Consider the following 26,683-nt stretch of genomic DNA (forward strand, 5'->3'; position numbering starts at 1 on the left):
TACCCTGTTGCTCCTCGCAATGACGGGATGATCATTTCTCTAATAATCCAGGTCGTAAGGTAGTGGCGCCTTTAATTCATACAAATAACTATTGCCCACTTTATGCACCCGCTGTATTTTCAACGGCGTGCCCAGTGTTCCCCAATACGTCAACGCCTGTACGTACCAGTCGTTCCCGATCTTCTCCAGTTGCACATAATTTTTCCGGTATGTTCTCCAGGAATCGTAAGGGAACACAATATTCTCATCCAGCGCTGTTTCATGTTTCCCCGCGGTAAGCTGCTCAGGGCTAAGGCTTACCGGCAATATAGACGCCAGCGGGAAATTTACGAAGGTGTAATTATTCGGCGCCACCACGGCGGTTGCCATCCTTTCAGGAGTGAGAATGCCCTGCGCGATCCAGGGATCGTTGCTGGGGAAAAAGTAGCTAACAGCCCTGCCTGTTTCCAGGTAAGCGGCAAGACTGTCGTACCGCATATAATTTTTTACGGAAGAATGCGTGAAAGCGGCATGCATGTAGGAAAACGCCGGATCCTGCCGGAGCCAGTCCATGATAGTGGCGGCGGCATATTGCTGCTTCCGCACCGGGAAGCTGGCCGTGCTTTCGTATACCGGGCCATTGTAGGTCCGCCAGCTGAACGTGTTGGTATTCGCGCCCGCGGGCACGATCACTTTGAGCGAATCTTTGCCGTTGCTATATACGACCTTTGCAGTTTTTTCATCCATCCACACGGCGTTCTGCGCCGGTTCTGCAGGAAAATTAAGCCCGATGAGCGCAATGGTATCGCCTTCGTAGGCATATTTCGGCGAGAAGTCCGTCACCACCGGCGTGGCGGCTACCGTTACTGCTGGACCGTACGCGCTTGCAAATAAATTATCCCTGCTTACCGTTATCATCAGTTTGCCGCTGTAGGTATTGACTGGTACGATGGCTTGCAGACTGTCTTTCCCCAGTTGCACGATCTTCGAGGGGCGGCCAGCCAGCGCCAGCTCAGTTTGCAGGGCTTCTTGCTGAAGGCTGGCGCCATACACAGTGATGGTATCTCCCGCCTGTACAAAATCTTTGTTGACGCTGCTGATCACCGGCTGCTTGATGCCGGGAAGCGCCGTTTCATTCTTATCCCGCTTGCACGAAACGGTAGCGAGCAGTATGAGGGTGCTGAGGCTGAATATTTGTTTCATGTTCTTTATTGAGTGATGAGCGCGGAAAGGTTAATGCCTTTGTTGGGATTGGTGCTCCCGTTGCGCACGTAACCGCGTAAAATAAATGTGTACGACCGACCCGGCAGCAGGGCGAAGGATTTGCGCACGAGCGTTTTCTCCATGCCGTTGTCGTTGTACCGTATCCTAAAGCCGGGATTGGGATCGGGCGGCACTTTTGCGAAAGGCGTGATCTGCTTGAACTTCACAGAGTCCAGCCCGGGCACCGCCGTGAGGTCTATCATCATCGAAACGGGCCGTGCGTCAGGGCTCAGGTGGATGAGCCTGACCTGCGCCATGGCCGGATCGCGCGGAGTATCGTCTTCGGATGCAATGGCTTCGAAATAACCCAGGCTGTCCGCTAAAAAAACGGTTTGATGTTTCCCGGGTTGCATATTCACCAGGTTGTCCGTGAGTTTATCCTTGTAGTCGCCGGCATCGGAAAACGATACGCGGTAAGTGCCGGGCCGGAGCATCTGGTAAACGGCATAATTGAGCGCGCCGACAGAACCACCTGCAGAACCATTATAGCTCAGCATCAGCGTACTGTCGTTGTTCAGGCTCACGTAATTCGGTATTTCATAAAAATCCGGGCTACCGTTGTAAAACGTCGCATAGGTAACAGGCTCTGCCGCCGGGATCTCCGCTTCCCTGCTGCAGGCGCCTGCCAGTAAAACAAGTACCAGCGCCGGGATGTGTATCTTTTTCTTCATTGTCTGGAAGGATTAAGTTTATCGTTCGATATTGATCTGTTTGACCGGCGTTCCCATGCCGTCCGTTACATATAAAGTGCCGAATTGGTCGAACACGATGCGTTTGGGTGACACAAAAGCAGCTTTGTTGCCGGGTTGCGGGCTGTGGGTGCTTTCCGGGTCCCTTGGGCCGCCGCCGGCAATGAATGTCACGGTTTCCGCGATCAGGTCCATTTTGTAGATCATGCCCTGCACGTCGGGCAGCATGTTGGAGAAAATGATATTGCCGTCGAAGTCCACATCGAAGGACATCACGCTATAGAGTTCCACTTCTTTGAAAGTGCCGCTGTAGGTATACGTGCGCACGCCTTTGGGCTTGCCGATGATGGTGGATACTTCTTTTGTTTCCGGGTTTACCTCGCGGATGTTCTCGTTAAATTCATTGCCGTACGGACCTTCCTGCACGTATAATTTGCCGTTCCCCGCCATTACGAGTTTCATTGCATAGCTGAAACGCACTTCATCCCCGAATCCATCCGTATGCTCCATAATAGGCTCATACACCGTTTCCCGGAGTGGCTCCCCTGTTGATACGTCTTCCCCTTCGTATTCGTATGTGGAAAACGCCCCGAACAAAGAACTCACCGCACCATCCGTGGCTACTTTCCTCAGCATTACCCCATCGTCCAGGAAATAGAGATCGCCATTTTTATCGAATGCCAGGCTGAGAGGGTTCGCCAGCAGGGCTTCCTCTTTCCCGTCCTTTATTCCTGCGTAGCTGTTCCCGTTTTTAGATTTGCCACCCGCCACATGGCTCACCTGGCCGGTTGCAGGGTCGAGCTTTAATATCTCCGGGCGCGGCAAACCAATTTTATCGCCGTATATGTATGGCACGTAAACGTGCGTAGTAGTACCGAGGTACAACATACCATCAGGCCCCAGTACCATGGTGCTTACCTGGCCGAAGTCGCGCTGCCGGCCTATCGTGGCATCAGGGTCTTTACCGCCCCCCGCAATGGTGGTGATGATGTTGTCTTTTACTTTCCGCACCACGAAGATGGCATTGCCCCCGTTGGCGTAATCCGGGAACGATTCAAGGATGTAGAGGTTTTGGGTGTTGCGGTCAAATGCAATGTCCTGCACGCGATAGATGCCTGCAGTGCCGAGCGGGCCATCTATCAGCTCTTCCAGCTCCGGCGCCACTGCAAAGGGCGACACGATCACCTTGCCGGGGTAGAGGATATCAGGCTTTGAAACGATAAGGGTTACCGGCGGGCGCTTTTCACCGTCTGCCGTAAAATAAAAATTATTGTACCCCAGCGGCGCATCATTGGGGATTTTGAAAGTGAATACCTCCATCGGCAGCATCACCGAATCGCCGGTGGCGCCGTAAGTGGCCGTGCGCACCATCCTGCTTTCCCGGGACTGTGGCGCAACGGGTATATTGCCAATATAAAACTGGAGCGCTGCGTCTTTCTTCCCGATCTTGGCAAATACTACAATCTCCTCTCCGATCTTGGCGGCATTGCCCCGGCCGCCTTTCAGCGTCACCGATATCACGCCTGAATCGTTGTTCTTTATTTCCAGTTTCTCGTCAAACTTTTTGCAGGCTAGCAGCGAAATGCCCAACAATGCGGTGAGTATATATTTCATGGCAAACATCTTTTTTATCATCAGAAAATGAAATTGAAACCAAGTGAGTAATACGGGCGCTGGTAGTACCTGCGGTAGATCACGTCGCCGGTGTTGGTTACCTGCCCGTCTTTATAACTGGCTTCTTCAGGCTGGTACTTATAATCGCGGTCATAATCTTCATACAGGGTGACAGGTGCGTTCAAAATGTTCTGTACGCCCGCTTTGATGCTGAGGTATTTGTTCACACGCTGGCTCCAGGAAAGGTCCAGCAGGTCGCGGCCTTTTTCCATGATGTCCGGGAAACCGGAGCTGATATTGCCCGGCTGGTAATCCCCGGTGCCAATGGCGTAGATCTGGTCGCCGCTGCGATGGTAAACGGCGGCTACTTTCATGCCCAGGCGCGGATTTTCATAGTTGAGCGACGCATTTACGAGATAAGGCACCTGCCCCTGCAAGGGCCTGTTGCGCGGCGTACTGTTGCCCCAATAGATCAAAGTTGGTGTTTTTACTTCGCTGCGGATAATGGCGCCGTTCAGGATGACGGACAGGTCGCGGAAAAAATTGCCGGGAAAAAAGGAGAGGCTTTTCCTTACCTCCGCCTCAAAACCATACACAGTGGTGGGCCCGGTATTGGCATGGTAAAAAGTATTGAAAGCACCATCGAACACCCGCAGGCGGCCCCATATCACCTCGATGGGCCGGTCCAGCTTTTTGTGGAAGAAACCAACGTTGAACAGTTCGTTGTGCAGCAGGCTCCGCGGGTACCATTCCAGGCGGATGTCGAAATTATCGATGTTCACCGTGGTAAGGTCCGGGTTGCCGTAGAAGTGCTCATATTTAATATAGTCGTAGAAATCAAAAGGAGCAGCTTCACGGAACTCAGGACGGTTAAGGGTTTTACCATATCCTGCGCGAATAATGAACGCACTGTCCGGCCGGTAATTCACGTTTACGGAAGGCAATGCGGAGGTGATATTCTTGTCCACTACCATCGGGTACGCCGCCTGCCCCGTTTGCAGCGAACCCAAAATACGGAAGTGATTATGTTCCACTCTCAGGCCGCCATATATGTTCAGTTTGTCCTGCAGGGTGAGCAGGTCCAGGCTGATGTAGCCTGCCGTGTTACGGTTCTCCGCGAAATACTGGTCGTTGGGAACAGTGGCTTCATACCATCGCAGGCCGGTGCCGTCGGGTCTGAAAATACTGGTGTCCAGCTCGGCGGGCAATTGCCATTCCACTGCGCCGGTGCCACCGCCTTCACTTTCATTGTCGATGATGATGTTGGGATCGTAAGCGTAAATGCCGGTGGCCAGCCGGAAAGTGCGGGTGGAAAGATCGCGCTGCCGCGTTTCGTGGAACACGCCGGCTTTGACATTGAAGAAAGAAGTAAAACGGTGCTCCAGGTCTGCATTGGCCTGGTACGATTTCTCTTTTACGTCAATATAATAGCGGGAAAGCGGGTACACCAGCTCCCAGCTGCCATGCGTCCAGGGGGCTTTGGGATTGTCTTCCAGGAAACCGTATGCCGCATCGCGCTTGCGGTTGTAGCCCAGTTCCCGAAGGTCCGGGTCGTTGCGGTGGATAGAAGAAAAGCCCAGGTTGGCGAACACTTTCGTGCGGTCATCTTTCCCGAATTTCAGGTAAGTGCCCAGCTGCCCGGAATACAGGAAACTGCTGAGAAAATATAGCCCGGTGCGGCGTTGGTCCTGGTTTTCGAAGCCGTTGGTCACTTTGTAATCATTCAGCGCAATGCGCTGGCCCTGCCGGTTGATGAACTGCTTCAGCTCCAGCCGCACATGATCGCCCAGGCTGATGTTGTTGTTCTGGATAAGGGAAAGCCGCGCCCCGTGGATGCCCTGGCGGATAATGCCCGAATAGGAAGGATTGGTTTTATACAGCGACTGCTGCGCTGTTTCCCGCAGCTCGTGCGTGTTGGTATAGGATACGGAACTGAGATTGTTCAGCTGGTATGCGCCCAGCTTCCAGCTGTCGTAATAGTTAAGTGTAAAACGTTTATCAAGATCGAAATACTGGCTTTTAACGAGATAGTTGTTCGCAAACTGTTTTGAATAATGCGCATTCACATCGGGTCCGAGAAGGTTGAAGTCAATGGGATTGGGCATGCCTTCAGGCAGGCTGCGCGCCCCGTCGTCGAATCCGAGAAAATCGGTTTTGCTGCCGGGGTAAGACGAGACGTCGCTGAAGCTGGAACCGGGGCGGTATTGCGCGGAAAGCTGCACGTCCAGCTGGCGGGTGAGCATGCTTTTTTTCGTCGTGATCTTTACCACACCTCCGGCAAATTCGCCGGGCAGGTCGGGCGAGGGCGATTTATAGATCATGATCTTGTCAATGATATTGCTGCTCACCAGGTCGAAGGAAAACGCCCTGCTGTCCAGCTCCGTGGCCGGCGCCAGGTTATCGTTGAGGAAGGTCATGTTGTAGCGCTTGTTGAGGCCGCGCACTACGATAAACCTGTCGTCGCTCACATTCACGCCAGGAATGCGCTTCACTACTTCTGCAGCATCACGGTCCATGCTGCGGGTAATCTGCTCGTTAGAGATACCGGAAATCACCGTGCGCGCGGTATACAGCTCGTTGATCAGCTGTTCGTCCGTTGTGTTCACTACTTTTTTGCGGGCAATGCCTTTCACTTCCACCTGCTTCAAATTGCTGCTGGCCTGCATCTTGAAACTGGCGATGCTTATTTTGTTTGCCGCTACCACAATGCCGTTCAGCTTCCCGCTTTTATAACCGATATAGGAAAACAGGATATTGTATCTTGAAACAGGCACTTTATCGAACAGGAAATCCCCTTTATCGTCTGTCACCATAGCCATGGCCGTTCCCTCCAGGCGCACGGTGGCGCCAGGTAAAGGGTCGCCGTTCTCAAAGTCAACAACGCGCCCGCTGATCTTCCCGTACTGCACCGGTTGCGGGGGCGGGGCCTGCGAGAGGATAATATTGGTACTGCTCACGGTATAGATAAGGCGATGGTCTCCCAGCAGCTCGTTCAGGATATACCAGAAATCCTGGTTCCTAAAATTTTTGTTGCTGATCGTAATGTGGCTGATGATCTGCGGCTTGTAGACGAAGTTGTAGCCGCTGGCTCTTTCAAGCTTCAGCAGTACGCTGCTGAGCGCTTCCTGCTGTATCACGAGGTTCATTTTCTGCCTGCCGGATGCAAAGGAAGGCAGCTGGAAGTAAAAAACGGTAAGGAATAATATCCAACAATGTTTTCGCATAAATATATTTTAAGAAATACGGCATGGGATGCCCCGGCGTAAAGTCATGCTTTACGCTGATGATGTTTTATTGACCGGGATTTGTATCTAATGCATTTGCTTGCGGTAACTAAACCACAGTGTATTGTTTTGCATGGTGTATTGCAGGTTCCTGCCTGTGCAAAGCACTTTCGCGATGGCTTCCAGGCTCATGTTCCTTTCAAAGGAAGCGGTATATAGTTCCTGTGCTATTTCCGGCTGGCGGAAGCGCACAGCTGTATCGAACTTGTTTTCCAGTGCGAAGGCGATGTTCTCCAACGTATTTTCCCGGAAGCGCAGCTTCCCCTCTTTCCAGGCCAGCAGCGAAGCGGCGTCCGTATTCAGGCTGATGAGACTGTCGGTCGCGGCGCTGTAGATTGCCTGCCTGTCCGGCAGCAGCGTGGTGCTGTCTTTTCCCGAGGCAACGCCCACTTTGCCTTCCAGCACCGTAATAGCAACCTGGTTAGCATTCGTGTAGGCATTTACATTAAAAACAGTACCCAGCACGGTGGTCTTCAGTTTCCCGCTTTGAACGGTGAAAGGGCGGTTAGCGTCGGTTTTCACGTAAAACACTGCTTCACCGGAAAGCTGTACGCTACGGAACGCCGTTTTATCGAACTGTTGGGGAACGATGAGGGTACTGTTGTAATTGAGGATCACCGTACTGTTGTCTGCCAGCAATATCTTTTTCTGTTCGCCTTTGGCAGTACGCAGCGTGTCGAACGCCTGGCGGCCAGCAATGGCTGGGGTTGGCTGCATGTTGGAGAATATAATGAAAGCGGCGCCCAGCAATAATATCCCGGCCACGCAGGCGGCAGCGGCAAATGTAAAATGGCGGTATAGGGACTTTTGCTTGTTGTTTGGTTGTGCTTCCCGCCCAGGTACGGGCAGGGAATATGTTTTCACCAGCCTGGCCGGGACCTGGGCGGAACGTTGTTTTAATAATTGTTCGAATTCGGTCCAGGAGTCTTGCGGCTGGCGGTCCGTCGTATTCACCGCCTGGAACAGGGCCACGGCTTCCCTGAACACCGGCAGCAGTTCCGGGTGCTGCAGCTGCCACTGGATCCAATACTGTTGCGCCACGGGGTCGGCCCCGAGGCAGTATGCGCAGAAAGAATCGTCCAGTAAAAAATCCGCCGCCTGTTTGTACAATTTGTCCATCATTGGTTACTTCTCAGCCTTTAGACAACAAAAGCTTTCTTTTTCCCATGACGCAAACGCCGCTTACCCTTAACTTAACATTGCGTTAATATTGCGCTTGTATTTTGGCCGTAAAAACTGCCTTGTACCAGGAGATTTGGAATAGGATTCGCGAAGGGGACCAACCCTCCCTGGTACTGTTGTACAAACATATGTACCAATACCTGCTCAATACCGGCAGCCGGTACACAGACGATCAGCATGAGCTGAAAGACCTCATCCAGCAGGTGTTCCTTCACCTCTGGGAACAACGCGAACGCCTTCCCGAAGTACAGCATGTAAAAGCTTACGTTACCCGTGCTTTCCGGAACCGGCTGCTGAATACCCTCAAAAAAACACCACGCTTTATTCCCGTAACGGAAGATGATCTTAACCCTCGTTTCACGGAAAGCTCATACCTGGAGAAATTATTAGCTTACCAGCATGATGAAACGCAGCGCACGCGGCTTGGCAGCGCGCTGGCGCAGCTCACACCGCGGCAGCTGGAGTTGTTGGAAATGCGTTTTTTCATGCAGATGAGTTATGAGGAAATGGAAACAGTGCTGGGGATTTCGCGAAAGACCATTTACAACATCATCTTCGCCGCGCTGGAAACCCTGCGGGAAGGTATGCGGCGGGAAGTATAAAGAACGGCGGCACAAGGCCGCCGTCAGAAACTATAATTTAAAAAATATCTTCCGCTGGTAAAGCCAGTAACAAAGATACCACTCCAACGCCCACACGCAGAACGCCGAAATCACCGCCTGCCATAATACCGGCACGCTTATCCAGCTCAGCAAGCCTTTCACAAAGATGCCCACCACGCCGTTCAGGTAACCGATCCCGACAGTTTCAAAGAAAATATAAATAAAGATCGAGTTCATGCCCACCACCACCGCAATCCAGGTGAAACGTTTATGGTCTTTCACATCTATCCACCAATACAGCGCGGCGAGTATGAGGGTGACATAGCCGAGTGAAACAAGCACAAACCCGCCCGTGCAGATGCGTTTGATAATGGGCGAAAGCCCGCTGATGTCTAAAGCATACCCAGCCGCCAGCGCGATCACGCCTGCAACCAAAAGCGCCCTGATCTTCCCTGCTGCCGGTCCGGCGCTCATCAGCAGCTTGCCCGCTGTAACGCCGAGTATCGTATGTGCTGCTGTAGGAATGCAGTTAATGGCCACCCATCCGTCTGAATTGATCTTCCCCATCAGCACGGTGTCCATCCAGGCGCCGAAGTTATGCCCCTGCACGAAGGGCTGGTCGAAGCCCGGGATCTGCACAGCCCGGTAGAGTACGTCGCTGAGCAATACCATCAGCAAAGACGTGCCGATCTGTACTTTGTAAGAACGACCAATGAGGAAATAGGCCACCAGTGTAGTGAAAGATAATTGTGTGAGCACATTCCACAGTTCCCACACGAGCTTGCCGGCATATACGCAATGCAAACCGGTGCCCAGCAGGAACAGTTTCAGGCTGCGGACGGCCACGTGCCTGAAATTCTCTTTCTCCGGCACGCCCTTGCTCCGCTTGCTTTCCACGGAAATGCACATCGCCGTGCCCGCCATGAACATGAACGCCGGCTGCACCAGGTCCCAGAAACGCAGGCCGTGCCAGGGATGGTGAAAAAATTGTTCGATAAGCCAGCCCGGCTGCAGGTGTTCCAGCGAGTGGTACACCATGCAGCTCTCGGCAGCCAGCAGGATCATGATGATCCCGCGCATTACATCCAGTGATAAAAGTCTTTCCCCTGGTTTTAAAGTCGGCATAGATTATTATTCGAAATTGATCAGCAATGAAGGCTGGCCCTGGTTAGGAATTTTACCCAGCGTGGCAGACCAGTCGCTTTTGGTGGCGATGATCCCCATCCTGAAAGCCGTGGTAGACGCCATGTTCTTCAGCTTGGAGCGCACCAGCCGCATTTCATACTTCAGCACATTCCCGCTTTCCTCCACGTTGCCCACGGAATAAGCCTCTGTAACGCCCGCGGGTTCAAAGGAGAACGCATTCTGCGCGCCTTTGTGGTTGAATACGTCCAGCCAGCCGCCCAGCACGCTGCCTTCCAGCAGCACGTCGTAACCGCCCTGCGGAATATCAGTGAGCAGGCCTGTGGCGGCACTGTTGTCGGTATCCAGGTAGAAGTCATAAATGTCCGCATTCGCTTCTTTGCTGTTTACTTCCACGTAAACATAAATATACTGTGCGTCGTAGTCCACTTTCATTTTGCGGAAAAACGTTTCCGGCGCGGCGGAGGTCACTTCGTATTGGGTAACGGTATTCCAGTCGTCGAATGTATTGTCGTTCAGCTTCACGGGAGAGGTTTTGGCGATGTAGATCACCGTGGAACCTTCGGATACCTTGCCGTCTTTGGTGGTGGCATACAGTGTAGGCACGTACTTTCCTTTGTCAGGGTAGGTATGCACCGGGCTCTCTTCGGTGGAAGACTCCCCGTCTCCAAAATCCCAGCGGTACGACACGGCGCCGCTGGTCTCGTTGGTAAAGGTCACCGTTTTGTCTGCAATGCTGACTGTATAAAAAATATCCGCGGCCGGTGTCACCTCATCTTTTTTGCAACCCGCCATCAAAGCGGCCAGCGAAAGGAAGGAAATGATATATTGAATGCGTTTCATGATCGTTGGTATTAGTTTTCGGGAAAAGATCAGGGATTCTGTACACAAAGCCTGTTGGTCTGAATTTCGTCTATCGGCACGTAATAAATTACCCTCGGCGCATCCCATTTGGTGATAAGATTGGGATAGTTCCTCGGCGCAACAGACAGGTTGACGTCGGATTCTTTCAGCCCCGGCAGGTGATAACCCCAATACGTGCGGTTCATATCTTTTTTATTGCGGTACACGTCGAAGTTGCGGTGGCCTTCAAATGCCAGCTCTATCCTTCTTTCTTTCAACACCACATCCAGCGCGGTTTTGCCGGTAGGCAGCACGCGGTTGTACAAAGAGTTCTGCAAGCCCCTGTTCCTCCGGATCATATCCACATTGTCCAAAGCCCCGGCGGTGTTGCCTTTCTTGGCTGCCGCCTCGGCCTTGTTCAGGTACATTTCGGCGAGCCTGAACAGGATGGGCGAGCTGAGCGTAGGACTGCCGCCCTGGAAGGAGAACTTGCTGATATAGTAAACCTCGATCCCGTTCTTCTTCTGCAGGTTGCCGCTCCCATCCTTTAATGGCTTGATGTACGACCACCGCACGTCTTCAGGATGAGCGGCCATCGTATCGCGAAGCGATTGCGATGCGTATTCTTCGCCCCATCCGGAGTTGCCGTCTGAATACAGCATGGACGCGATGGATCCGGCTTTGCCATAATCATCCGCCGCGGTGAATGCCACGCAGAAAATGGTTTCTTTCCCGGTCAGCGCATTGGCAAACAGGGAAGGGAAAGTGGCTGCGGTTTCAAGCGCAAAGCGGTTGGAATTGATCACTTTGTCTGCATAAGCGATGGCGTTGTCATTATCTTCCTTGTAGAGGGAAACGCGTGAAAGCAATGCCCATGCCGCTTCTTTGGAGCCAAACTGCACTCCCCTGGGCTGGTTCATCAGCTCCGCGCCTTTTTCCGCATCGGCCATCACCGCATCGTACACTTCGCTAACGCTGGCCCTGGCCTGCTGCGCGGGGTCGCTGGTGCTCATTCGCAGGATGATGCCGCTGGCTGAAGGGTCCTGTGTATAAGGTTTTCCATAAAACCGCACCAGGTTGAAGTGGCACAGCGCTCTCAGGAAATAACATTCGCCGATCAGCTGTTTGATGCTCTCATCGGGGTTCGCGATCTTTTCGGCGGATTCCAGCACGGTGTTCACATCGTTGATGATCTTGTAAGAAATATACCAGAAGTAGCGGCTGTTGGTCTGCGTGGCCGTATGGTCCAGCGAAAAGCTGTAGAACAGCGGATCGGTGGTGGTTTGGGCGCAAACGATGTCGTCTCCTGCAAAATCGCTCATCTGGAAATACTGGCGCAGGTACATGTTGTTCCCGTCTACGGTACCGTTAAACGATACATGGTCTTTGAACAAGGCGTAAGCCCCGTTCAGCCCCTGTTGCAAGCCCTCTTTGGTCGCGGTCAAAGAACCGGTGGTCAGCGCGTCGCTGGGCTCAATGTCTTTGAGGCAGCCGGTGCTGAAAATGGATAAGATGAATATGATGAAATAAGATGCTGTTCTCATGATCAGATAATTTATTCCTAGAACCGGATGTTAACGTTAAACAGGTACTGGCGGTTGTTCGGGTACTTGAAGTCGGACACGCCGGGCATCACAAAACTGCCGGAAGTGATAGTGGTGGCGGGGTCCTGGCCAAGGAAGTCCGTGAAAGTATACACATTGTCCGCCGTTAGGGAAAGCGTCACGCCATCCAGCCCGATGCGTTGCACCCATAGCGAGGGCAGTTCGTAAGACAGTGCAATGTTCCTCAAAGCGATAAAGCTGCCGTTCTTCAAATAACGTGTAGACGTTTCCGTTGCATTGGCTGCGTTCTGCGGACTGGGCTCGGTGGCATTGTCTCCCGGCTTGGCCCAGGTGCTGTAGCCGCCCGGCAGCACGATCTGGTTGTAATACGGTTCCATGCCGTCGTTCATCACGAAGCGGAGCGAGTTGCTGAACACTTTATTGCCGGAAAGGAAATAAGCATTTACGCGCAGGCCGATGTTCTTATACTTCCATTCAGAAGTAAGGCCCCCCTGCAGCTTCGGTAAGGCGGAACCTACTTCCTGGTAAGTAGCCGCTGCATAATCCGAAGTGGCTTTGCTGGAGACCACTTTCCCGTCCGCATCTTTTTCCAGCACTTCCCAGAGCGGCGCGCCGGTTTCTTTGTCTACGCCCAGCCAGCGAGGCATGTAGAACTCATACAGGTTGCCGCCATTGCGGTATATCTGCGAAATGCTCCATGTAGGCTGTGTGCGCGTGATGTCGCTGGGAAGTTTTTGCAGCTTGTTGGAATTGAAGTTGATGTTGAAATCGGTCGTCCATTCAAAATCCCTCGTTTTGATATTGATGCTGCTGATGCCGAGTTCAAGCCCTTTGTTCACGATCTCGCCTGCGTTTTCCCAGCGTTGTTCGAAACCGACGGAGAGCGGCTGGGAAACCTGGAGGAGGAGGTTTTTCGTCACGTTGTTATACACGTCCAGCGTGAGGTTCACGCGCTTGAACAGGCCGAGGTCGAGCCCGGCGTTCACCTGGTGTTTGCTTTCCCAGGTGAGGTTGGGGCTGGGCAATTGCAGCGGAATGGCGGCCGTGCCGCCGTTGTACTGGCTGCTGAGCGAATACAGGCCCAGGTAACGCGACGACCCGATGTCTTGCGTGCCGGTTACGCCATAGCTGGCGCGCAGTTTCAGGTTGTCTATCCAGCTGTGCTCTTTCAGGAACGCTTCGTTACTCATGAGCCACGCGGCGGAGATGGCCGGGAACGAGCCGTAGCGCTTGCTGGAAGGGAAAGCGGTAGAACCGTCAACGCGGTAAGAGCCGGTGAGGAAATATTTTTCTTTATATCCATAGCTCACCTGCGAAATGAGTGATTGCAGGATCGCCTGGTCGTTGTAACCGGTCACCAGCTGGCTGTTAGACACAACGTTCAGTACAGAAAGCCCCGTAGGCAAGCCTTTGCCTGAAGCTCCCACTACTTCTGTTTTGCTGTTCTCTATCGCCACGCCAGCCAGGCCGCTGATGGAATGATCGCCTTTATTAAAATTGAATTTCAGCAGGTCCGTGGAAATAACGCCATAACTGAGCGTGCCCAGCTCGTTCAGGAAACCGGTGTTGTGATAGAGCCCTGCCACAACTGGAGAATAGAAGTCCGTTCCTTTGTTGTAGTTCACCGCTGCGCGGTTGGTGCTGGAAAACGAGAGCCAGTCCGTGATCTGGATATTCAGCCCCAGGTCGTAGTTCATGCTGAAGCTCTTGTAGGGGTGGTTGGAATTCTGAATGGTATGGATGGGATTCGTTTTGTCCCTGGACCACCATTTGCCGGAAGTAGTGCCGTCTACGTATACCGGCTGGCCGTTTGCGTCGTAGGGATTGTCCCAGGGCATGTTCAGGTAAGCGTAGAACACGTCTTCGTAGTTGAAACTCTTGCCGCTGGCGGCGCTCAGGTTGATGTTGTTGGTTACGTTCACGCTCTTCGAGAAGCGGTGCGTGGAATTACCGCGCAGGTTGATCCGCTGGAAATTGGTATTGAGGAAGGTGCCTTTTTCGTTGTAGTAAGTGATACTGGTGTAGTAATCATTTTTTTCGTTGCCGCCGCGCGCGGAAAGATGGAAGTTCTGCATGGGCGCGGAGGGGAACATGGCGGAGAGCCAGTTGTAGTTCTGGTCGCGCAGTTCGCGCGGGCGTTCGCTGTAGAATTTCAGCAGGTCTATTTTGTAGGAATTATTGTCGTTGCCGGGAATATAGTCACGGTAAAATTCTTTATGGCGTTCGTACAGCTGGCTGCCGTCCATCATCTTGATCTTGCCGAGATCCGCCGTGCGGAAGCCCGCCGTCACCCTTGCTTCAAACTTTGTTTTGCCGCCGCTGCCTTTTTTGGTGGTCACGATAATAACGCCCGCATTGGCCTGCGAACCGTACATGGCCGTAGCGCCCGCATCTTTCAGCACGGTGATATTCTCCACATCGTTAGGATCAAAGCTGCCGCCAATGATGCCGTCTACCACATACAGCGGGCTTTGCGAAGCATTCACGGAAGAAACACCCCTGAGCCTTATTTCTGAAGCTGCGCCGGGAACGCCCGAGCTGTTCACCACCTGCAGCCCGGCCACCTTGCCTTGCAACATGGAGCCTACGTCGTTGGTGGTCACGTCTTTCAGCTTTTCAGCGGAAACGGTGGTCACCGCGCTGGTCAGTTCGCCTTTCTTTTTGGCGCTGTAGCCCACTACTACGATCTCCGCAAAGTTCTTCGTGTCTTCCTGCAACACGATGGTAAGCGCGCGGCCGTCTGCAGGGGCGGCTACTTCCTGGCTTACAAAACCGATATTGCTAAACACCAGCACTGCGCCGGGTTTGATCCCATTTAGCGCAAACGCGCCGAGGTCGTTGGTCTTAGCGCCTTTAGACGTGCCTTTCACGAGGATCGTGGTGCCGGGAAGCGGCGTATTATCCGGGCCGGTGACCCGTCCTGTAATATTAATGGTGGTATCTGCCGGCGCAGGGTTTGCCGCGGGCAATACAGGTGCTTTTTTGATCACGAAGCTGTTCCCTTCCAGCGAATAGGTGATCTGCTGGTTTTTCAGGCAAAGCTCCAGCACTTCCTGCACGCTCATGTTCTTTGCCCGGAAGGAAACAGGCCTGGCGCCGGACAATGCTTTCTCGGAATAAACAATAGACACTCCTGTTTGCGTAATCAGTTCTTCGAAAACCTTTTGCAGCGGCATATCCCTGACCGTCAGCGTGACCTTCTGGGAATAACCGGCTGCGCTTACATGCAGGAACGCGGCCAGCAGGAGGAATGCGGTTAGTTTCATAACCCTTTGAATTTTGGTTGACAGCCCGCATACACGGCGGGCTGGTGCATTACAACTGAATTGCATACTTTTGTGGTGTTTGGTAGTTTTTTGGATTGTTTCTAACGCGATACTGAAAATGCCAGATACTTCGCCGGGCTCCGAGGGCAATCGGATCCCGGTTTTTTATACGGCCTGCTTATCATTAATTTTCAGCCCGGTTCAGATCGGGCTTTTGTTTATACTTTGGTTGACGAAGCGCCTGTCAGGGCAATACGATTATTTTTCTTCCTTCTATCCTGAAATGATTGCTGCCGCCGGCTTCCAGCAATGCGAGCACATTGGAAAGATGCAGGCTGCGGGACAGGCCGCCGCCGTACTGTTCGCCACTGGGCGTTGCCTGGTACACGATCTCCACATCATACCAGCGCGCTACTTCGCGCAGTATCGCCGGCAGCGTCATGTTGTTGAATACGAAAAGGCCGTTCTTCCAGGCGATCACTTTGTTCACATTCGCCGGCTGCACCAGCATTTCGTGGCTGCGGGTATCCAATACGGCCTGCTGGCCCGGTTTCAGCAGCTTCGTGGCCGTGCCTTCCGTTACCTGTACTGCGCCTTCCAGCAGGGTGGTGTTCACGGTGCTTTCATCTTTATAGGCCATCACGTCGAAGTGGGTGCCCAGCACCTGCACTTCCATGCTTTGCACGCGCACCTTAAATGGCTGCTCCGCGTTGCGGGCTACTTCAAAATATCCCTGGCCGTCCAGCTCCACTACACGTTCTTTGCCGGTGAAGGCCAATGGGTAACGGAGAGTTGATGCGGAGTTGAGCCATACTTTCGAGCCATCGGGCAATACCACCCTGAACTGGCCGCCGCGGGGAGTGGAGAGTGTGTTGTATTGAACAGCGCCGGAGGTTTTGCCGGCGTCGTACAGCAACTGGCCCTGCTGCCGGGTGATAGTGGTGTTGCCGGAGCTGATCACCTGGTGGCCGGAGCTGTCCAAGGTAACGGTGGTGCCGTCTGCCAGTGTGAGCGTGGCCTTGGTGCCGCCCGGCTGTATATCTTCTTTTAATTGTTGTGCCTGTGTGGGTGGAAGGGAATTTGTTCTTTGCCGCGTTTGCCAGATGACAGCTGCGCCGGCCAATACGATGAGTACGGCTGCGGCGGCCACTCTTCCGAATGTAAATATCTTCCTCCGGCGGGCGGGGGTATGCTGAAGGATGTTCCGGTAGACCTGTTCGTAATCCACTTCCGGCAGGGCCTCATCCGCGCCTGGCCGCCGGTACTGCGTTTCCATGAAAGCATGCAATGTTTCTTCAGCCGAAGGGTCGCCCACGGCGGCGAATAATTCGTCCAGCTCTTCCCGGGTGCAGGATTTCGCGGTATACCGTTCCAATAAGTATTTGATTCTGGCTGGATCGTTCGGCATAATGAAACATTTATAAACGGCCTGACGGCCCCTCTATGATTAAAGACGGATGAAGGGAAAGGAAGGACCGCGGAAATTGGAAAAAAATTTTGAAAGAGGCCGACTCGGCTTTAGTGGCGGGAATGGCGGCGCCAAATACCGGTTCCGTAAATGAAAAGCGATCACCTTCGCAGGTTCCAACAGGCCAGCTGGAATAACACGGCCAGTAAAAGGGAATGCCGCGCCAGGTATTGCCGCACATGCCGAAGCGTTTCCACCAGCAGGTTCTTCACCCGGCTGCGCGACAGGTGTAATTGCTGGCTGATCTCTTCATGGCTCATCCCCCGCTGGCGGCTCAGCCAGAAAATGGTCTGCTTTTGCGGCGACAGCCCCGCCAGGGCATTATCGATCAGCTTCTTGCTCTCCGCCGCATCCAGTTGCTGCTCCAGTTCGTCAGACACTTCCGAAATGTTCGCCCACACCTGGTCTACCAGCTTCTGCTGAAGCGAAACCCGCCGCAGGTGATCCACCGTGCGGTTCCGCGCGATCATAAATATATAATTGTCGAAACGCTCAATATCGGGCAGTTGCTCCCGGCTGCTCCAGAGTTTCAGGAAAGTATCCTGGAGGATGTCCTCCGCGTCTACCGCAGAATGTGTAAGATGAAACGCAAATGCCAGCACCTGCCGGTTGTGCCGGGCATATAATTCCCTAAAGGCGGCTTCACTGCCCTCCCTTAATTGCAATAAGAGGTCCTTGTCAGTAGTTCCAGGCATTCCCCGCTTTACCGGATTTTGGTACGTGACAATTTTAAATAATTTCCCCGATTATTTCCCGGAATTTAAACAGCCCGAATATTTATATTGATAATCAATATTTTAATTTTTAAAGCCCATCGAATCAGCAATATACCACGTTTACCATAGTAGCATCGGAAGCCGATGTGTATGAAATTAATGTTATCATTGTATCCGATACAACCAGACCGTTCCACGAACCACTAATTTCACGCCCAGTTTTAACAAACTTTTATGAAAAAAATCCTGTTGCTATTATGCTGCCTTGCTGGTCTTTTCAGTCCCCAACTCCGGGCTCAAACCACGCAGGCCTCCATTTTCGGGGTAGTTTCCGACGACAAAAAACAGCTCATCCCCGGCGCTTCGGTGTTGGTCCGGAATGAGAGCACCGGTTTCACCAGCCGCACCGTTACCAACGCAAAAGGTGAATACCACTTCCGTGAAATGCCCCTCGGCGGCCCTTACACGGTTACCGTTACCTTTATGGGTTACGCTGAAGAAAAACTGGAAGGTTATTCGCTCAACCAGGGCGACGTTCTCCGTGTAAACGCGGAAATGCAACCCTCTTCCGTAACCATCAATGAAGTGAAAGTGGTGGGCAACTCCCTCCGCAACAAACGCGAAAACTTCGGCGCAGCCACCACTGTTACGGCAAGAGACATCGCCAAGCTGCCGGTGAACGGCAGGAACTTCACCAGCCTGATAGACCTGTCTCCCCTCAGCCGGGGCAACAACCTGTCCGGCCAGCTGGCTTCTTCCACCAACTTCACCATCGACGGCACCACCGCCCGCAATCCTACTTCAGGCGGCGGGTCCAACAGCCGTACCGGCGCGCCGTACATCCTCTCCATGGAGGCTATCCGCGAGTTTAAAGTGGTGACCAACCAGTACGACGTAACCTACGGCCGCAGCGGTGGCGGTACCATCAGCTCCGTGACCAAATCAGGTACCAATACCTGGAGCGGCAGCGCATTTATTTATGGCCGTGCAGACTGGTTGAGCAGCAACTACGACATGCGCGGCGTTAAACGTGTGAACGACTTCTCCACCAATCAATATGGCTTCTCCCTCAGCGGCCCGATCGTGAAAAACAAGGCGCACTTCTTCTTCACCTGGGACCGCCAGGCAGACTCCCGCCCGCTGTTTATCGCTGATATCAAAAGCCCTGCCGACGAAGTGCGGTATAACCTCTCCCAGGCCACCCTGGACCAGTACATGGGAATCGCCCGCTCCAAATATGGTGTGAGCAGCGCTCCCCAGACCGGTTCCTTCGATAAAAAACGCGGCACCGATGCATTATTCGCCCGTGTAGACTGGCAGCTGAACGAGAAAAACCTGCTCACCATCCGCGACAACTTTATCAACGACCGCAATGAGCTGGGCCGCGACGACAATACCGCCATCAACCTTTACGAATCCTACGGCGACGCCAATACCTTCAACAACAGCCTGCTGGCCACCCTCCGCACCACTATCAACGCGAAGATCACCAACGAGCTGAAAGTGCAGCACCTGTATACTTTCGAAGAGAGCGTACCCAATGCGCAGCTGCCCGGCGCAAACATTCCCCGCGCCATTACTGAAAAGGTCATATCAAACGTTAACGGCAAAAACGTTCAGACCAATATCCAACTGGGCGGCCAGCGTTATTCTCCCGAGCACTTCTACAACAACGTGATCCAGCTGGTAGACAATATTTACCTGAATACAGACAAAGCCAGCTTCACTTTCGGCACAGACATCATGTACAGCCACCTGAATTCTCTTTATGGCAGTGAACTGAACGGGCGTTTTTATTTCGACAGTCTTGCCAACTTCGACGCGATGCGGCCTTACCGCTATGCCCGCGAAGTGTCTATCGTAGACGATCATAGCGTAAAACAAAATATCCTGAACGCCGGCCTGTACGCACAAATGCAGACCCGCCTGGCCAAAGGGCTGGAAATGATCGTTGGTTTACGCGCGGATTATACGACGTACATGAGCAAAGCTAATTTCAACCAGACCGTTTATGACGAGCTGGGGCTGAGCACAGACAACGGCCTGAACACTTTCCAGCTGCAGCCGCGCATCCAGTTCAACTGGGATATCAACGAGAAGCATAAAGACTATCTCCGCTTCGGCGCAGGCATCTTCGCTTCCGATATCAACAACTACGCGATGATCAACAACCAGCTGTTTGATGGTACGAAGATCCTGTCTATCGACATCCAGCAGAACGTGCCGTCGCCGAACTTTGTCGGCTACCGCAAGAATCCCGCTACCGCGCCGGGCAAGGAATTGTTCGACCAGCTGGGCCTGCCGCGTATCGGCACTATCAACATGAATGGTAAAGACGCAGGCATTCCCGTGATCTACAAAGCGAACATCTCTTACAACCACTTCTTCTCAGACCGCCTCAAAGCCGGCGTCACCGCGTTCATGACACTTGGGCGGAATAACTATATGTATGTGGACAGGAATATGGTGGACCAACCGCTCTTCACCCTTTCCAACGAAGGCGGCCGCGGCGTATATGTTCCGGCCAACACTATTACCGCCAGTGGCCAGACGGACTGGACCAAAGGCCGCAAAAGCACCAATGTGGGCCGTGTGCTGGAACTGAACAGCGGCGGCAAGGTGAACCAGTTTGCAGTAGTAGCAGACGCAACCTGGCGTTATTTCCGTGACGGCGAAGTAACCCTGAGCTACACCTGGAACCAGGCCAAAGACAACACTTCCTACAACGGCGACGTGGCCAATACCGCCACCTTGTCGCTGATGACGCCGCAGGACCCTCGTAACCTGAGCCTGATGAGCTATTCAGACAACCACTTCCGCCACAAAGTAGTATTCTACGGCACCCTGCCTTCCTTCTACGGTGTGAGCGTCGGCATACGCTATTCCGGCCTGGGTGGCACCCGCTACACCCTGGCGGTGAACGGCAACGTGAATGGCGACTTCGTGAACTCCAACGACCTGCCTTTTGTATTTGACATCAACGATGCCAGCGTGCCCCAGGCGATACGCAACGGTATCAAAGGCATCCTGGACAACCCGAATGCCAGCGAAAGCATCAAAGACTATATCCGCGAAAGCATGGGTAAAGTGGCTGAGCGCAATGGTGGCGAGAACAAGTTCTTCGGTGTGTGGGACCTCCGCGTGGCCAAGAAGTTCAATCTCTTCAAATCCCACAGCCTGGAGCTCTCCGGCGATATCTTCAACGTGGCCAACCTGCTAAACAAAGAGTGGGGCGCTTCCAAAACGCTGGGCAAAACGAACCTGCTGAACCTGAACGGCTTCAACCAGGTCAGCAAAACTTACAGCTACAACGTAAATGCCAATGCCGGTGTGATCACACCGTCCGGCAATCCCTGGCAGATACAGCTGGGCCTGCGTTATGCATTCTAATATTAGTATTCCATCTTTATAACCGGGGCGCTCCATCAGGGGCGCCCTTTTTTTGCCGGGTCAGCTGGTCTTTTTTGTTAAAAAAACAGACAGACTTGTCTGTTTAGTAAAAAGTACTTATCTTTGTGTTATCATGAAAGAGTCAAGCGTAAACGACAGGATACTGGAAACTGCTTCGAGGTTGTTTTACGACCAGGGGTATAACCTCACCGGGATTAACCAGATCATCGCGGAGGCTGAGATTGCGAAGGCCTCCCTGTACAGTCATTACAACTCTAAAACAGAAATCCTGCTCGCTTACCTGGACAGCTGGGCACAAGATTTCAGCCAGCGGCTGGAATCGCATCTCAAAAGCATCAAAGGCCCGAAGAATAAGCTGTTCGGTCTCTTTGAATTCCATATTGAAATGTACCGGCATTCCAATTACACCGGTTGCCCCATGCTGAAGATCAAGGCGGAAGTGCCGCGTACCGAAACCGCTGTATGGGAGCGAATTGAAAAGAGTAAAAAAGCCATCCGGCAGATCATTAAAAAGCAGGTGCAGGATATGGATAACAAGTCCGGTTTGGCCGACCAGGCGCTGGCCAACCTTATCTATTACCTGCTGGAAGGCGCCACCGTAAGCGCCACCATCGCTTCCAGCCCCGACGATATCAAAAGCGCGCTGGATTCCCTTAAAAAGCTGATCTAAAATTTACCGCTGTGAAAGCAGATCAACATATATTCCTAATAAGACAGACTTGTCTGTATGTTTTATAAAAATCAAAAATTACACAACGCTCATAACAAGTAAAAAAATGAAAAAGATCATAGTTACCGGCAGTTCCAGCGGGTTTGGCTTACAAACCGTTCAAACCCTGGCCGCAAAAGGGCATACCGTATACGCCACCATGCGTAACGTAAAAACCAAAAATTCGGCAACCGCAAACCAGCTGCTGGATTGGGCCAAAGAAAACAAAGCCGACGTAAAAGTAGTAGAGCTGGACGTTACCAGCGATCAATCCGTGCAGGAAGCTATTACTCATATTGCAACCGAAACCGGCGGGCAGATAGACGTGCTGATCAATAACGCGGGCAACCTGGTGGATGGTTTCCTTGAAACCCTTACCACCAAACAGGTTGAATGGCTTTTCCAGGTGCATGTGTTTGGCGTGGACAGGATGAACAAAGCCGTGCTGCCTTACATGCACAAACAGAACAGCGGCTTGCTGCTCGTGGTAACTTCCGGCCTGAGCCGCCTTCACCTGCCGTATCTTGGCGCCTACAGCGCCGCAAAAGCCGCAGCAGACACGCTCGCTGAAACGCTTCAGTACGAGTTGCAGGAAACCGGTATCGATTCGGTGATCGTGCAACCGGGCGCTTATCCGACTACAGATCTGTTCAGGAACCGTGCAGAGGCTGAAAAACCTGATGCGGAAAAAGCTTATGGCGAATTTGCCGAGAAAGTGAAACGGGGCATTTCTAACCTTTTCACGCCTACCCCGCAGAATTCTGATTCAACAGAAGTGGCCCGGCTAATCGCGCAAATCGTGGATACTCCGGCCAAACAGCGTAAAACCTGGTTCCCCATCGGTTTAGGCGAAGGCCAGCCGGTCGTGGAATCCATTAACGATTCCATCGGCGGCCTCAGCCAGCACCTGCAATCCGCCCTCGGCATTAGGAACTGAGTGTTATAGTTGTGATACATAGATGAACGCCGGTAACGGCAGAGACAAAAAAGGCGAGGGGACTAAAAAGTAGCATCTACTTTCTTAGCCCCCCTCTATTTTTAATTGCGCCCAGTCTTTGTTATTGCGGTAAACATACCGCTTGTATTAATTTCACGTTAACCGTTATTGATAGCGCATCGGCGGATAGCCCAGCAGGCGGCGGTACAGGCCCAGCTGGCCGATGCAGTAAGATTCACGGTCCATGCAGAAGGTGAGCACCTCCAGCAGTTTCATGCCTTCACTCATGCCGAATGGATCGGGGCCATTCAGCTGGTCTACAGTAGCGTTGGCCAGCGCGTGGCGCAGCAGCGGGGAGATCATGTTCCAGTCTTCTATGTAAGACGCCAGGGGAGGATAAGTAGCATCATCCTTAATGCCCGCGTGGTCTTTGAACAGGTCGTTGGCCTGGTGTGTTTTTTCCACGCCAAGGATATTCGCGATCACAAAACGTTCATGCACCAGGCTGCCGGCCAGCCATGCGGGATGGTTGGCTTTCGTGCCGAGGCGGTTATGCGCATCTTTGTCTGTAAGACCTTCCAGCACATTGCCGAATAACAGGGTGTGCAGGTCATACATTGCCAGCTGGGCGTTTAACGTGCCCTGCTGAACGGGTGAAATAGTGAGCGTTTCCATATGCAATATTTTTTGTTGAACAATTAATTCATATCCTTACAAGCTTGCCGTAAGCCCTCGTGCGCATGGCCACCAGCGTGATGATGAGCCCCAGTACGCCGGTTACGGAAAACAGTAATGCAATGCCACGGTCCATGCCCGTGCCGAACCACCATCCCAGCAGGTCCACCCCTTTACCGGTGGTCATGAACGGGATAAAAATGTATTGCGCGATCGGCCCGATCATAAAGGCCGTCAAAGGCGAAGCCGCCTGCTCGATGCTTTGCGCAAACCCGAACACGCGCCCCTGCCGGTCCTGCGGGATCACTTTCTGGATAACCGTTTGCTCCGCCGCTTCGACCACGGGTATCAGGCAAAGGAAAATGAACATCCCGCCGGATAACAATAAGATGGAAGAATGAATGGTGAAGAAAATGCAGATCACCCACATGATGATATTAGCAAAGAAAAGTGTGCGGATAGGGCTTTTGCCCAACCCGGTCTTTGCCACTGCCAGCCCGCCGATAATGAATCCCAGGCTGAGGATCGCCCAGAGCACGCCCCAGGCGTGGGCGGACACGAGCGACAAACCATATGCGTCCATCAGCGACATAAATACGCCGCCGAGGAAATTATTGAAAGTGTTGAAGAATATAAGCCCGAAAAGGCCCGGTATTCCCTTGATCACCCTGATGGTACCTTTGATATCGATCTTCGTTTTATGCCCTTCCGCATGCGCGATCTGTTGCTCTTCCACGCGCACGGTGAGCAGGTGGATGATCGTGATCACGGTAAGCCCGATGCCGAACACCAGCATCCAAAACACGCCCATAAAGCTGATCACAAATCCGCTGGGAATAGAGGCCAGCAGGAAAGCCGTGCCGTTGGCGCTCCCGATGAGCCCGTTCGCTTTATCCCTTGAATTTTCCTCCACCATAAACGTGACCATAGTAGGCAGTGCAATGTTGCGGATGTTGCCCGCCAGTACGCCAAACAGGCACAGCACGATGAACAGCCACAGCCGTGGACTGTCCGGGTCTTTAAAAACAGCCGGCGGCGTGCTGATATACACGATTCCGGCTAAAGTAAAGAGTACCAGCGTGAGGATGCTCGAAAACAGCATCGCCGTTTTTTTCCGGTAATGGTCCACAATGGTTCCCAGGAAAAAACCGGACAGCGATACCGTGCCGATATAAATGCCGGCCATGTAAGAAGTAACCATCACCGACCTCGTTTCCAGGTACACCCAGAAAGTTACCGCAAACCAGACGAAGGTATTGGTCACCCCGGCCACAATTGCATTGATCAATATCGAGTAGAAACTTTTCACATTACAATTTTACCCCTGAAATTTCACTTCCATGCTGGGGTAACACGACAATATTTAGGGGTAATTGCGACAGCGTTTCACGTTCATTTCAGCATCCGGAACGTAAACTTATCCCTGATATATTCATTGAAGAATTGTCCTTTCGAAAAGGCTGCCTTCCACTGGTGATAAATTTCCTGGGGAACGGAGAGATATTCATACACCTTACCCGTTACGAATGTCACTTTCAGCACAGCCGTTTGCGGATCATATTTGAAAAACCTGATAACAGAAGATGGCATGGTCAGGTGAATTCTTCCTGTTTCAGGTATGCCGTTTTATCGTCCGGGTTGTAGGGCGGGATATTCCTGTTGATAAGTTTATCCGGGCCCTTATCACGGGTTTTACGGTACCGGTGGAACATCAGGGCGATGAGTCCCAGCGCCGTTACCGCAATGATCAGAATAATGAAACCTGATATCATGACAAGTAACTTTTAACTGTAATACCCGGAATAATTGTGCCAGCCGGCATTCCCCGCGCCAGTACAGCGATCCCGCAAACCGGTGGGTAATTATTTCCCCGTTTTCCGTAAAAAATATTGCCATTTCTGAGGCTTTCCCGGTGCAGGAAATAACGTAAATTAGAGAAGCATTGTTAAACCTTGAACCATGAATAAATTCTGGAGAGCATTAATCGCGGGATACGGGGCCAAGAAGCTGGGTGGCGGCTGCCTTGGAACCATCGTTGTGTTCATTATCATCTACCTGGCGCTCGGCCAGTGCAACTGATTTCCATTATAGTTCCGGGTGCGGTTACACGAAACGCCGCAGCAGTGAGCAAGGCAGGGAGAAGCGCCCCTGGAATGCTTCTGCTATGCAGGTTTCCGGCTTATATAGCATACAAACGCCCGGCGGTTCCGGGATTCAGGAATTATTCCTCATCATCGTCGTCCTCATCTTCCTCCAGCCATTCCATGTAAGCGTAGTACCAGTCTTCCAGCTGATCCAGCAGCTCCTGCTTTTTTTCGGGCTCGCCATGAAAATATTCTTCCACATTATCGATCTCTTCCACGATATCGATATACGCCACCTCTTCATCTTCTTCTACGCGCTTCGCAAAGAAGCGGGGTCTTTCCGTATGAAAGATATATTCATTATCCGGGTCCGTTACGGGATCATCTGCAATCATGAACTTGGGTAGTGCCATTGGATAATTATTTTTTTAATCAAACAACTTTTCGGAAATACAAAAGTATGGATTATCAGCATGCCAATAGCATACATTATCATAACAAATAATGTATTTTAAAAAATCAAATTTTCCTCTATCTTTGTAAACATCTGATGATATGATGAATACTAATATCACACCTCTCAAACGAAGGAACCTGGCGGATGAAGTGGCCGCGCAGCTGCAGGAACTGATCGGCTCTGGCAGGTACGAAGTAGGCCAGCAGCTGCCCACCGAGCCCGAGCTGATGCAACAGTTCGGCGTAGGCCGCTCTACTATCCGGGAGGCCGTGCGCCTGCTGGTAAACGGCGGGCTGGTGCGCGTACAGCAGGGCCTGGGCACCTTCATCATGTCCAAACAACCTATGACCGGCACTCTGTCCACAAAACTGTGCCGGGCCAAGTACCAGGACCTGAATGAAGTACGGCTGCTGCTGGAAATGAAGATAGCCGAAAAGGCGGCGATGCACAGAACGAAAGAGGATATCGCGCAGATGAAGGACTTCCTCAAACAAAGGCATACGCACGCCAAAGCAAATAACGTGGAAGCCTGCATGCAGGCGGATATCAACTTCCACACCAGCATTGCAGTGGCGTCGCAGAACGAGATCATGGTGGACCTGTACAAGACAATTTCCACGCATATCCTGCAATCGTTCATAGACCGGTACGAGGATACCAGCGCGTTCCTCGAAACCCAGGGCCTTCATAAGTCGCTGCTGGAAGCGATCGTAGACAAAAACCCGTCGCAGGCGCTGCTCTGGGCCACCCGGATCAGCACCCACAATAAATAAAAATTTTTGACCGTAAACATCTG

General features: G+C 52.4%; 21 protein-coding genes. 5 read left to right on the top strand and 16 right to left on the bottom strand.

Annotation, left to right across the window (positions count from 1 at the left end; translation table 11 throughout):
- Positions 1–39 precede the first annotated feature (39 nt).
- From R3I13_RS03600 to R3I13_RS03620, 5 genes are all read right to left on the bottom strand, one after another.
- The gene (locus R3I13_RS03600) at positions 40–1,182 is read right to left on the bottom strand and encodes a hypothetical protein (protein WP_346316554.1); all 1,143 of its coding nucleotides are present in this window, start codon (positions 1,180–1,182) and stop codon (positions 40–42) included.
- A gap of 5 nt (positions 1,183–1,187) precedes the next feature.
- Positions 1,188–1,913, bottom strand: coding sequence for a DUF4397 domain-containing protein (locus tag R3I13_RS03605; RefSeq protein WP_346316555.1), 726 nt, complete (start codon positions 1,911–1,913; stop codon positions 1,188–1,190).
- Positions 1,914–1,931: 18 nt separating this feature from the next.
- Entirely contained in the window at positions 1,932–3,545 is a 1,614-nt protein-coding gene (locus tag R3I13_RS03610) for a hypothetical protein (protein WP_346316556.1), read from the bottom strand.
- 20 nt (positions 3,546–3,565) lie between these two features.
- Positions 3,566–6,769, bottom strand: a complete 3,204-nt coding sequence (locus tag R3I13_RS03615; RefSeq protein ID WP_346316557.1) for a carboxypeptidase regulatory-like domain-containing protein — start codon at positions 6,767–6,769, stop codon at positions 3,566–3,568.
- An 87-nt stretch (positions 6,770–6,856) separates the two neighbouring features.
- Complete coding sequence (locus R3I13_RS03620; protein WP_346316558.1) at positions 6,857–7,951, bottom strand: FecR domain-containing protein; 1,095 nt, start codon at positions 7,949–7,951, stop codon at positions 6,857–6,859.
- 188 nt (positions 7,952–8,139) lie between these two features.
- Between R3I13_RS03620 and R3I13_RS03625 the strand changes: the two genes are divergently transcribed.
- Positions 8,140–8,613, top strand: a complete 474-nt coding sequence (locus R3I13_RS03625) for a sigma-70 family RNA polymerase sigma factor (RefSeq protein ID WP_346316559.1) — start codon at positions 8,140–8,142, stop codon at positions 8,611–8,613.
- Positions 8,614–8,643: 30 nt separating this feature from the next.
- On the opposite strand, the gene R3I13_RS03630 is transcribed toward R3I13_RS03625, so the two are convergent.
- The 6 genes from R3I13_RS03630 to R3I13_RS03655 all read right to left on the bottom strand — a co-directional run bounded on the left by R3I13_RS03630 (position 8,644) and on the right by R3I13_RS03655 (position 17,593).
- Positions 8,644–9,738, bottom strand: a complete 1,095-nt coding sequence (locus tag R3I13_RS03630; RefSeq protein ID WP_346316560.1) for a DUF5009 domain-containing protein — start codon at positions 9,736–9,738, stop codon at positions 8,644–8,646.
- 6 nt (positions 9,739–9,744) lie between these two features.
- Positions 9,745–10,599: a PKD domain-containing protein gene (locus tag R3I13_RS03635; protein ID WP_346316561.1), complete on the bottom strand. Its 855-nt coding sequence runs from the start codon at positions 10,597–10,599 to the stop codon at positions 9,745–9,747.
- Positions 10,600–10,628: 29 nt separating this feature from the next.
- Positions 10,629–12,143, bottom strand: a complete 1,515-nt coding sequence (locus tag R3I13_RS03640; RefSeq protein WP_346316562.1) for a RagB/SusD family nutrient uptake outer membrane protein — start codon at positions 12,141–12,143, stop codon at positions 10,629–10,631.
- 17 nt (positions 12,144–12,160) lie between these two features.
- Positions 12,161–15,430, bottom strand: coding sequence for a TonB-dependent receptor (locus tag R3I13_RS03645; RefSeq protein ID WP_346316563.1), 3,270 nt, complete (start codon positions 15,428–15,430; stop codon positions 12,161–12,163).
- Positions 15,431–15,674: 244 nt separating this feature from the next.
- A complete protein-coding gene (locus R3I13_RS03650; RefSeq protein ID WP_346316564.1) occupies positions 15,675–16,838 on the bottom strand; it encodes a FecR domain-containing protein in 1,164 nt (387 codons plus the stop codon).
- 161 nt (positions 16,839–16,999) lie between these two features.
- Positions 17,000–17,593: an RNA polymerase sigma-70 factor gene (locus R3I13_RS03655; protein ID WP_346316565.1), complete on the bottom strand. Its 594-nt coding sequence runs from the start codon at positions 17,591–17,593 to the stop codon at positions 17,000–17,002.
- A gap of 255 nt (positions 17,594–17,848) precedes the next feature.
- Here R3I13_RS03655 and R3I13_RS03660 point away from each other — a divergent pair, with 255 nt between their 5' ends.
- From R3I13_RS03660 to R3I13_RS03670, 3 genes are all read left to right on the top strand, one after another.
- Positions 17,849–21,004 (top strand): carboxypeptidase regulatory-like domain-containing protein, encoded by a 3,156-nt coding sequence (locus R3I13_RS03660; protein ID WP_346316566.1) that lies wholly within the window; start codon positions 17,849–17,851, stop codon positions 21,002–21,004.
- Positions 21,005–21,137: 133 nt separating this feature from the next.
- Positions 21,138–21,695 (top strand): TetR/AcrR family transcriptional regulator, encoded by a 558-nt coding sequence (locus R3I13_RS03665; protein ID WP_346316567.1) that lies wholly within the window; start codon positions 21,138–21,140, stop codon positions 21,693–21,695.
- Positions 21,696–21,801: 106 nt separating this feature from the next.
- Positions 21,802–22,671, top strand: a complete 870-nt coding sequence (locus R3I13_RS03670; protein WP_346316568.1) for an SDR family NAD(P)-dependent oxidoreductase — start codon at positions 21,802–21,804, stop codon at positions 22,669–22,671.
- A 165-nt stretch (positions 22,672–22,836) separates the two neighbouring features.
- Here the strand turns inward: R3I13_RS03670 and R3I13_RS03675 are convergent, their stop codons facing one another.
- From R3I13_RS03675 to R3I13_RS03695, 5 genes are all read right to left on the bottom strand, one after another.
- Entirely contained in the window at positions 22,837–23,346 is a 510-nt protein-coding gene (locus R3I13_RS03675; RefSeq protein ID WP_346316569.1) for a DinB family protein, read from the bottom strand.
- Positions 23,347–23,374: 28 nt separating this feature from the next.
- Positions 23,375–24,655, bottom strand: coding sequence for an MFS transporter (locus tag R3I13_RS03680; RefSeq protein ID WP_346316570.1), 1,281 nt, complete (start codon positions 24,653–24,655; stop codon positions 23,375–23,377).
- An 83-nt stretch (positions 24,656–24,738) separates the two neighbouring features.
- Positions 24,739–24,936 (bottom strand): KTSC domain-containing protein, encoded by a 198-nt coding sequence (locus tag R3I13_RS03685; RefSeq protein ID WP_346316571.1) that lies wholly within the window; start codon positions 24,934–24,936, stop codon positions 24,739–24,741.
- 2 nt (positions 24,937–24,938) lie between these two features.
- Complete coding sequence (locus R3I13_RS03690) at positions 24,939–25,118, bottom strand: hypothetical protein (protein ID WP_346316572.1); 180 nt, start codon at positions 25,116–25,118, stop codon at positions 24,939–24,941.
- A gap of 449 nt (positions 25,119–25,567) precedes the next feature.
- Complete coding sequence (locus tag R3I13_RS03695; RefSeq protein ID WP_346316573.1) at positions 25,568–25,843, bottom strand: hypothetical protein; 276 nt, start codon at positions 25,841–25,843, stop codon at positions 25,568–25,570.
- 142 nt (positions 25,844–25,985) lie between these two features.
- Here R3I13_RS03695 and R3I13_RS03700 point away from each other — a divergent pair, with 142 nt between their 5' ends.
- Positions 25,986–26,660, top strand: coding sequence for a FadR/GntR family transcriptional regulator (locus R3I13_RS03700; RefSeq protein ID WP_346316574.1), 675 nt, complete (start codon positions 25,986–25,988; stop codon positions 26,658–26,660).
- Positions 26,661–26,683: the final 23 nt, after the last annotated feature.

The sequence above is a fragment of the Chitinophaga sp. YIM B06452 genome (genome assembly GCF_039655965.1).
Classification (GTDB): domain Bacteria; phylum Bacteroidota; class Bacteroidia; order Chitinophagales; family Chitinophagaceae; genus Chitinophaga.

Excerpts from the sequence above, each read along its gene's own strand:
- R3I13_RS03600 (WP_346316554.1), bottom strand. The coding sequence starts at position 1,182 with ATGAAACAAATATTCAGCCTCAGCACCCTCATACTGCTCGCTACCGTT.
- R3I13_RS03605 (WP_346316555.1), bottom strand. The coding sequence starts at position 1,913 with ATGAAGAAAAAGATACACATCCCGGCGCTGGTACTTGTTTTACTGGCA.
- R3I13_RS03610 (WP_346316556.1), bottom strand. The coding sequence starts at position 3,545 with ATGAAATATATACTCACCGCATTGTTGGGCATTTCGCTGCTAGCCTGC.
- R3I13_RS03615 (WP_346316557.1), bottom strand. The coding sequence starts at position 6,769 with ATGCGAAAACATTGTTGGATATTATTCCTTACCGTTTTTTACTTCCAG.
- R3I13_RS03620 (WP_346316558.1), bottom strand. The coding sequence starts at position 7,951 with ATGATGGACAAATTGTACAAACAGGCGGCGGATTTTTTACTGGACGAT.
- R3I13_RS03625 (WP_346316559.1), top strand. The coding sequence starts at position 8,140 with ATGTACCAATACCTGCTCAATACCGGCAGCCGGTACACAGACGATCAG.
- R3I13_RS03630 (WP_346316560.1), bottom strand. The coding sequence starts at position 9,738 with ATGCCGACTTTAAAACCAGGGGAAAGACTTTTATCACTGGATGTAATG.
- R3I13_RS03635 (WP_346316561.1), bottom strand. The coding sequence starts at position 10,599 with ATGAAACGCATTCAATATATCATTTCCTTCCTTTCGCTGGCCGCTTTG.
- R3I13_RS03640 (WP_346316562.1), bottom strand. The coding sequence starts at position 12,143 with ATGAGAACAGCATCTTATTTCATCATATTCATCTTATCCATTTTCAGC.
- R3I13_RS03645 (WP_346316563.1), bottom strand. The coding sequence starts at position 15,430 with ATGAAACTAACCGCATTCCTCCTGCTGGCCGCGTTCCTGCATGTAAGC.
- R3I13_RS03650 (WP_346316564.1), bottom strand. The coding sequence starts at position 16,838 with ATGCCGAACGATCCAGCCAGAATCAAATACTTATTGGAACGGTATACC.
- R3I13_RS03655 (WP_346316565.1), bottom strand. The coding sequence starts at position 17,593 with ATGCCTGGAACTACTGACAAGGACCTCTTATTGCAATTAAGGGAGGGC.
- R3I13_RS03660 (WP_346316566.1), top strand. The coding sequence starts at position 17,849 with ATGAAAAAAATCCTGTTGCTATTATGCTGCCTTGCTGGTCTTTTCAGT.
- R3I13_RS03665 (WP_346316567.1), top strand. The coding sequence starts at position 21,138 with ATGAAAGAGTCAAGCGTAAACGACAGGATACTGGAAACTGCTTCGAGG.
- R3I13_RS03670 (WP_346316568.1), top strand. The coding sequence starts at position 21,802 with ATGAAAAAGATCATAGTTACCGGCAGTTCCAGCGGGTTTGGCTTACAA.
- R3I13_RS03675 (WP_346316569.1), bottom strand. The coding sequence starts at position 23,346 with ATGGAAACGCTCACTATTTCACCCGTTCAGCAGGGCACGTTAAACGCC.
- R3I13_RS03685 (WP_346316571.1), bottom strand. The coding sequence starts at position 24,936 with ATGCCATCTTCTGTTATCAGGTTTTTCAAATATGATCCGCAAACGGCT.
- R3I13_RS03690 (WP_346316572.1), bottom strand. The coding sequence starts at position 25,118 with ATGATATCAGGTTTCATTATTCTGATCATTGCGGTAACGGCGCTGGGA.
- R3I13_RS03695 (WP_346316573.1), bottom strand. The coding sequence starts at position 25,843 with ATGGCACTACCCAAGTTCATGATTGCAGATGATCCCGTAACGGACCCG.
- R3I13_RS03700 (WP_346316574.1), top strand. The coding sequence starts at position 25,986 with ATGATGAATACTAATATCACACCTCTCAAACGAAGGAACCTGGCGGAT.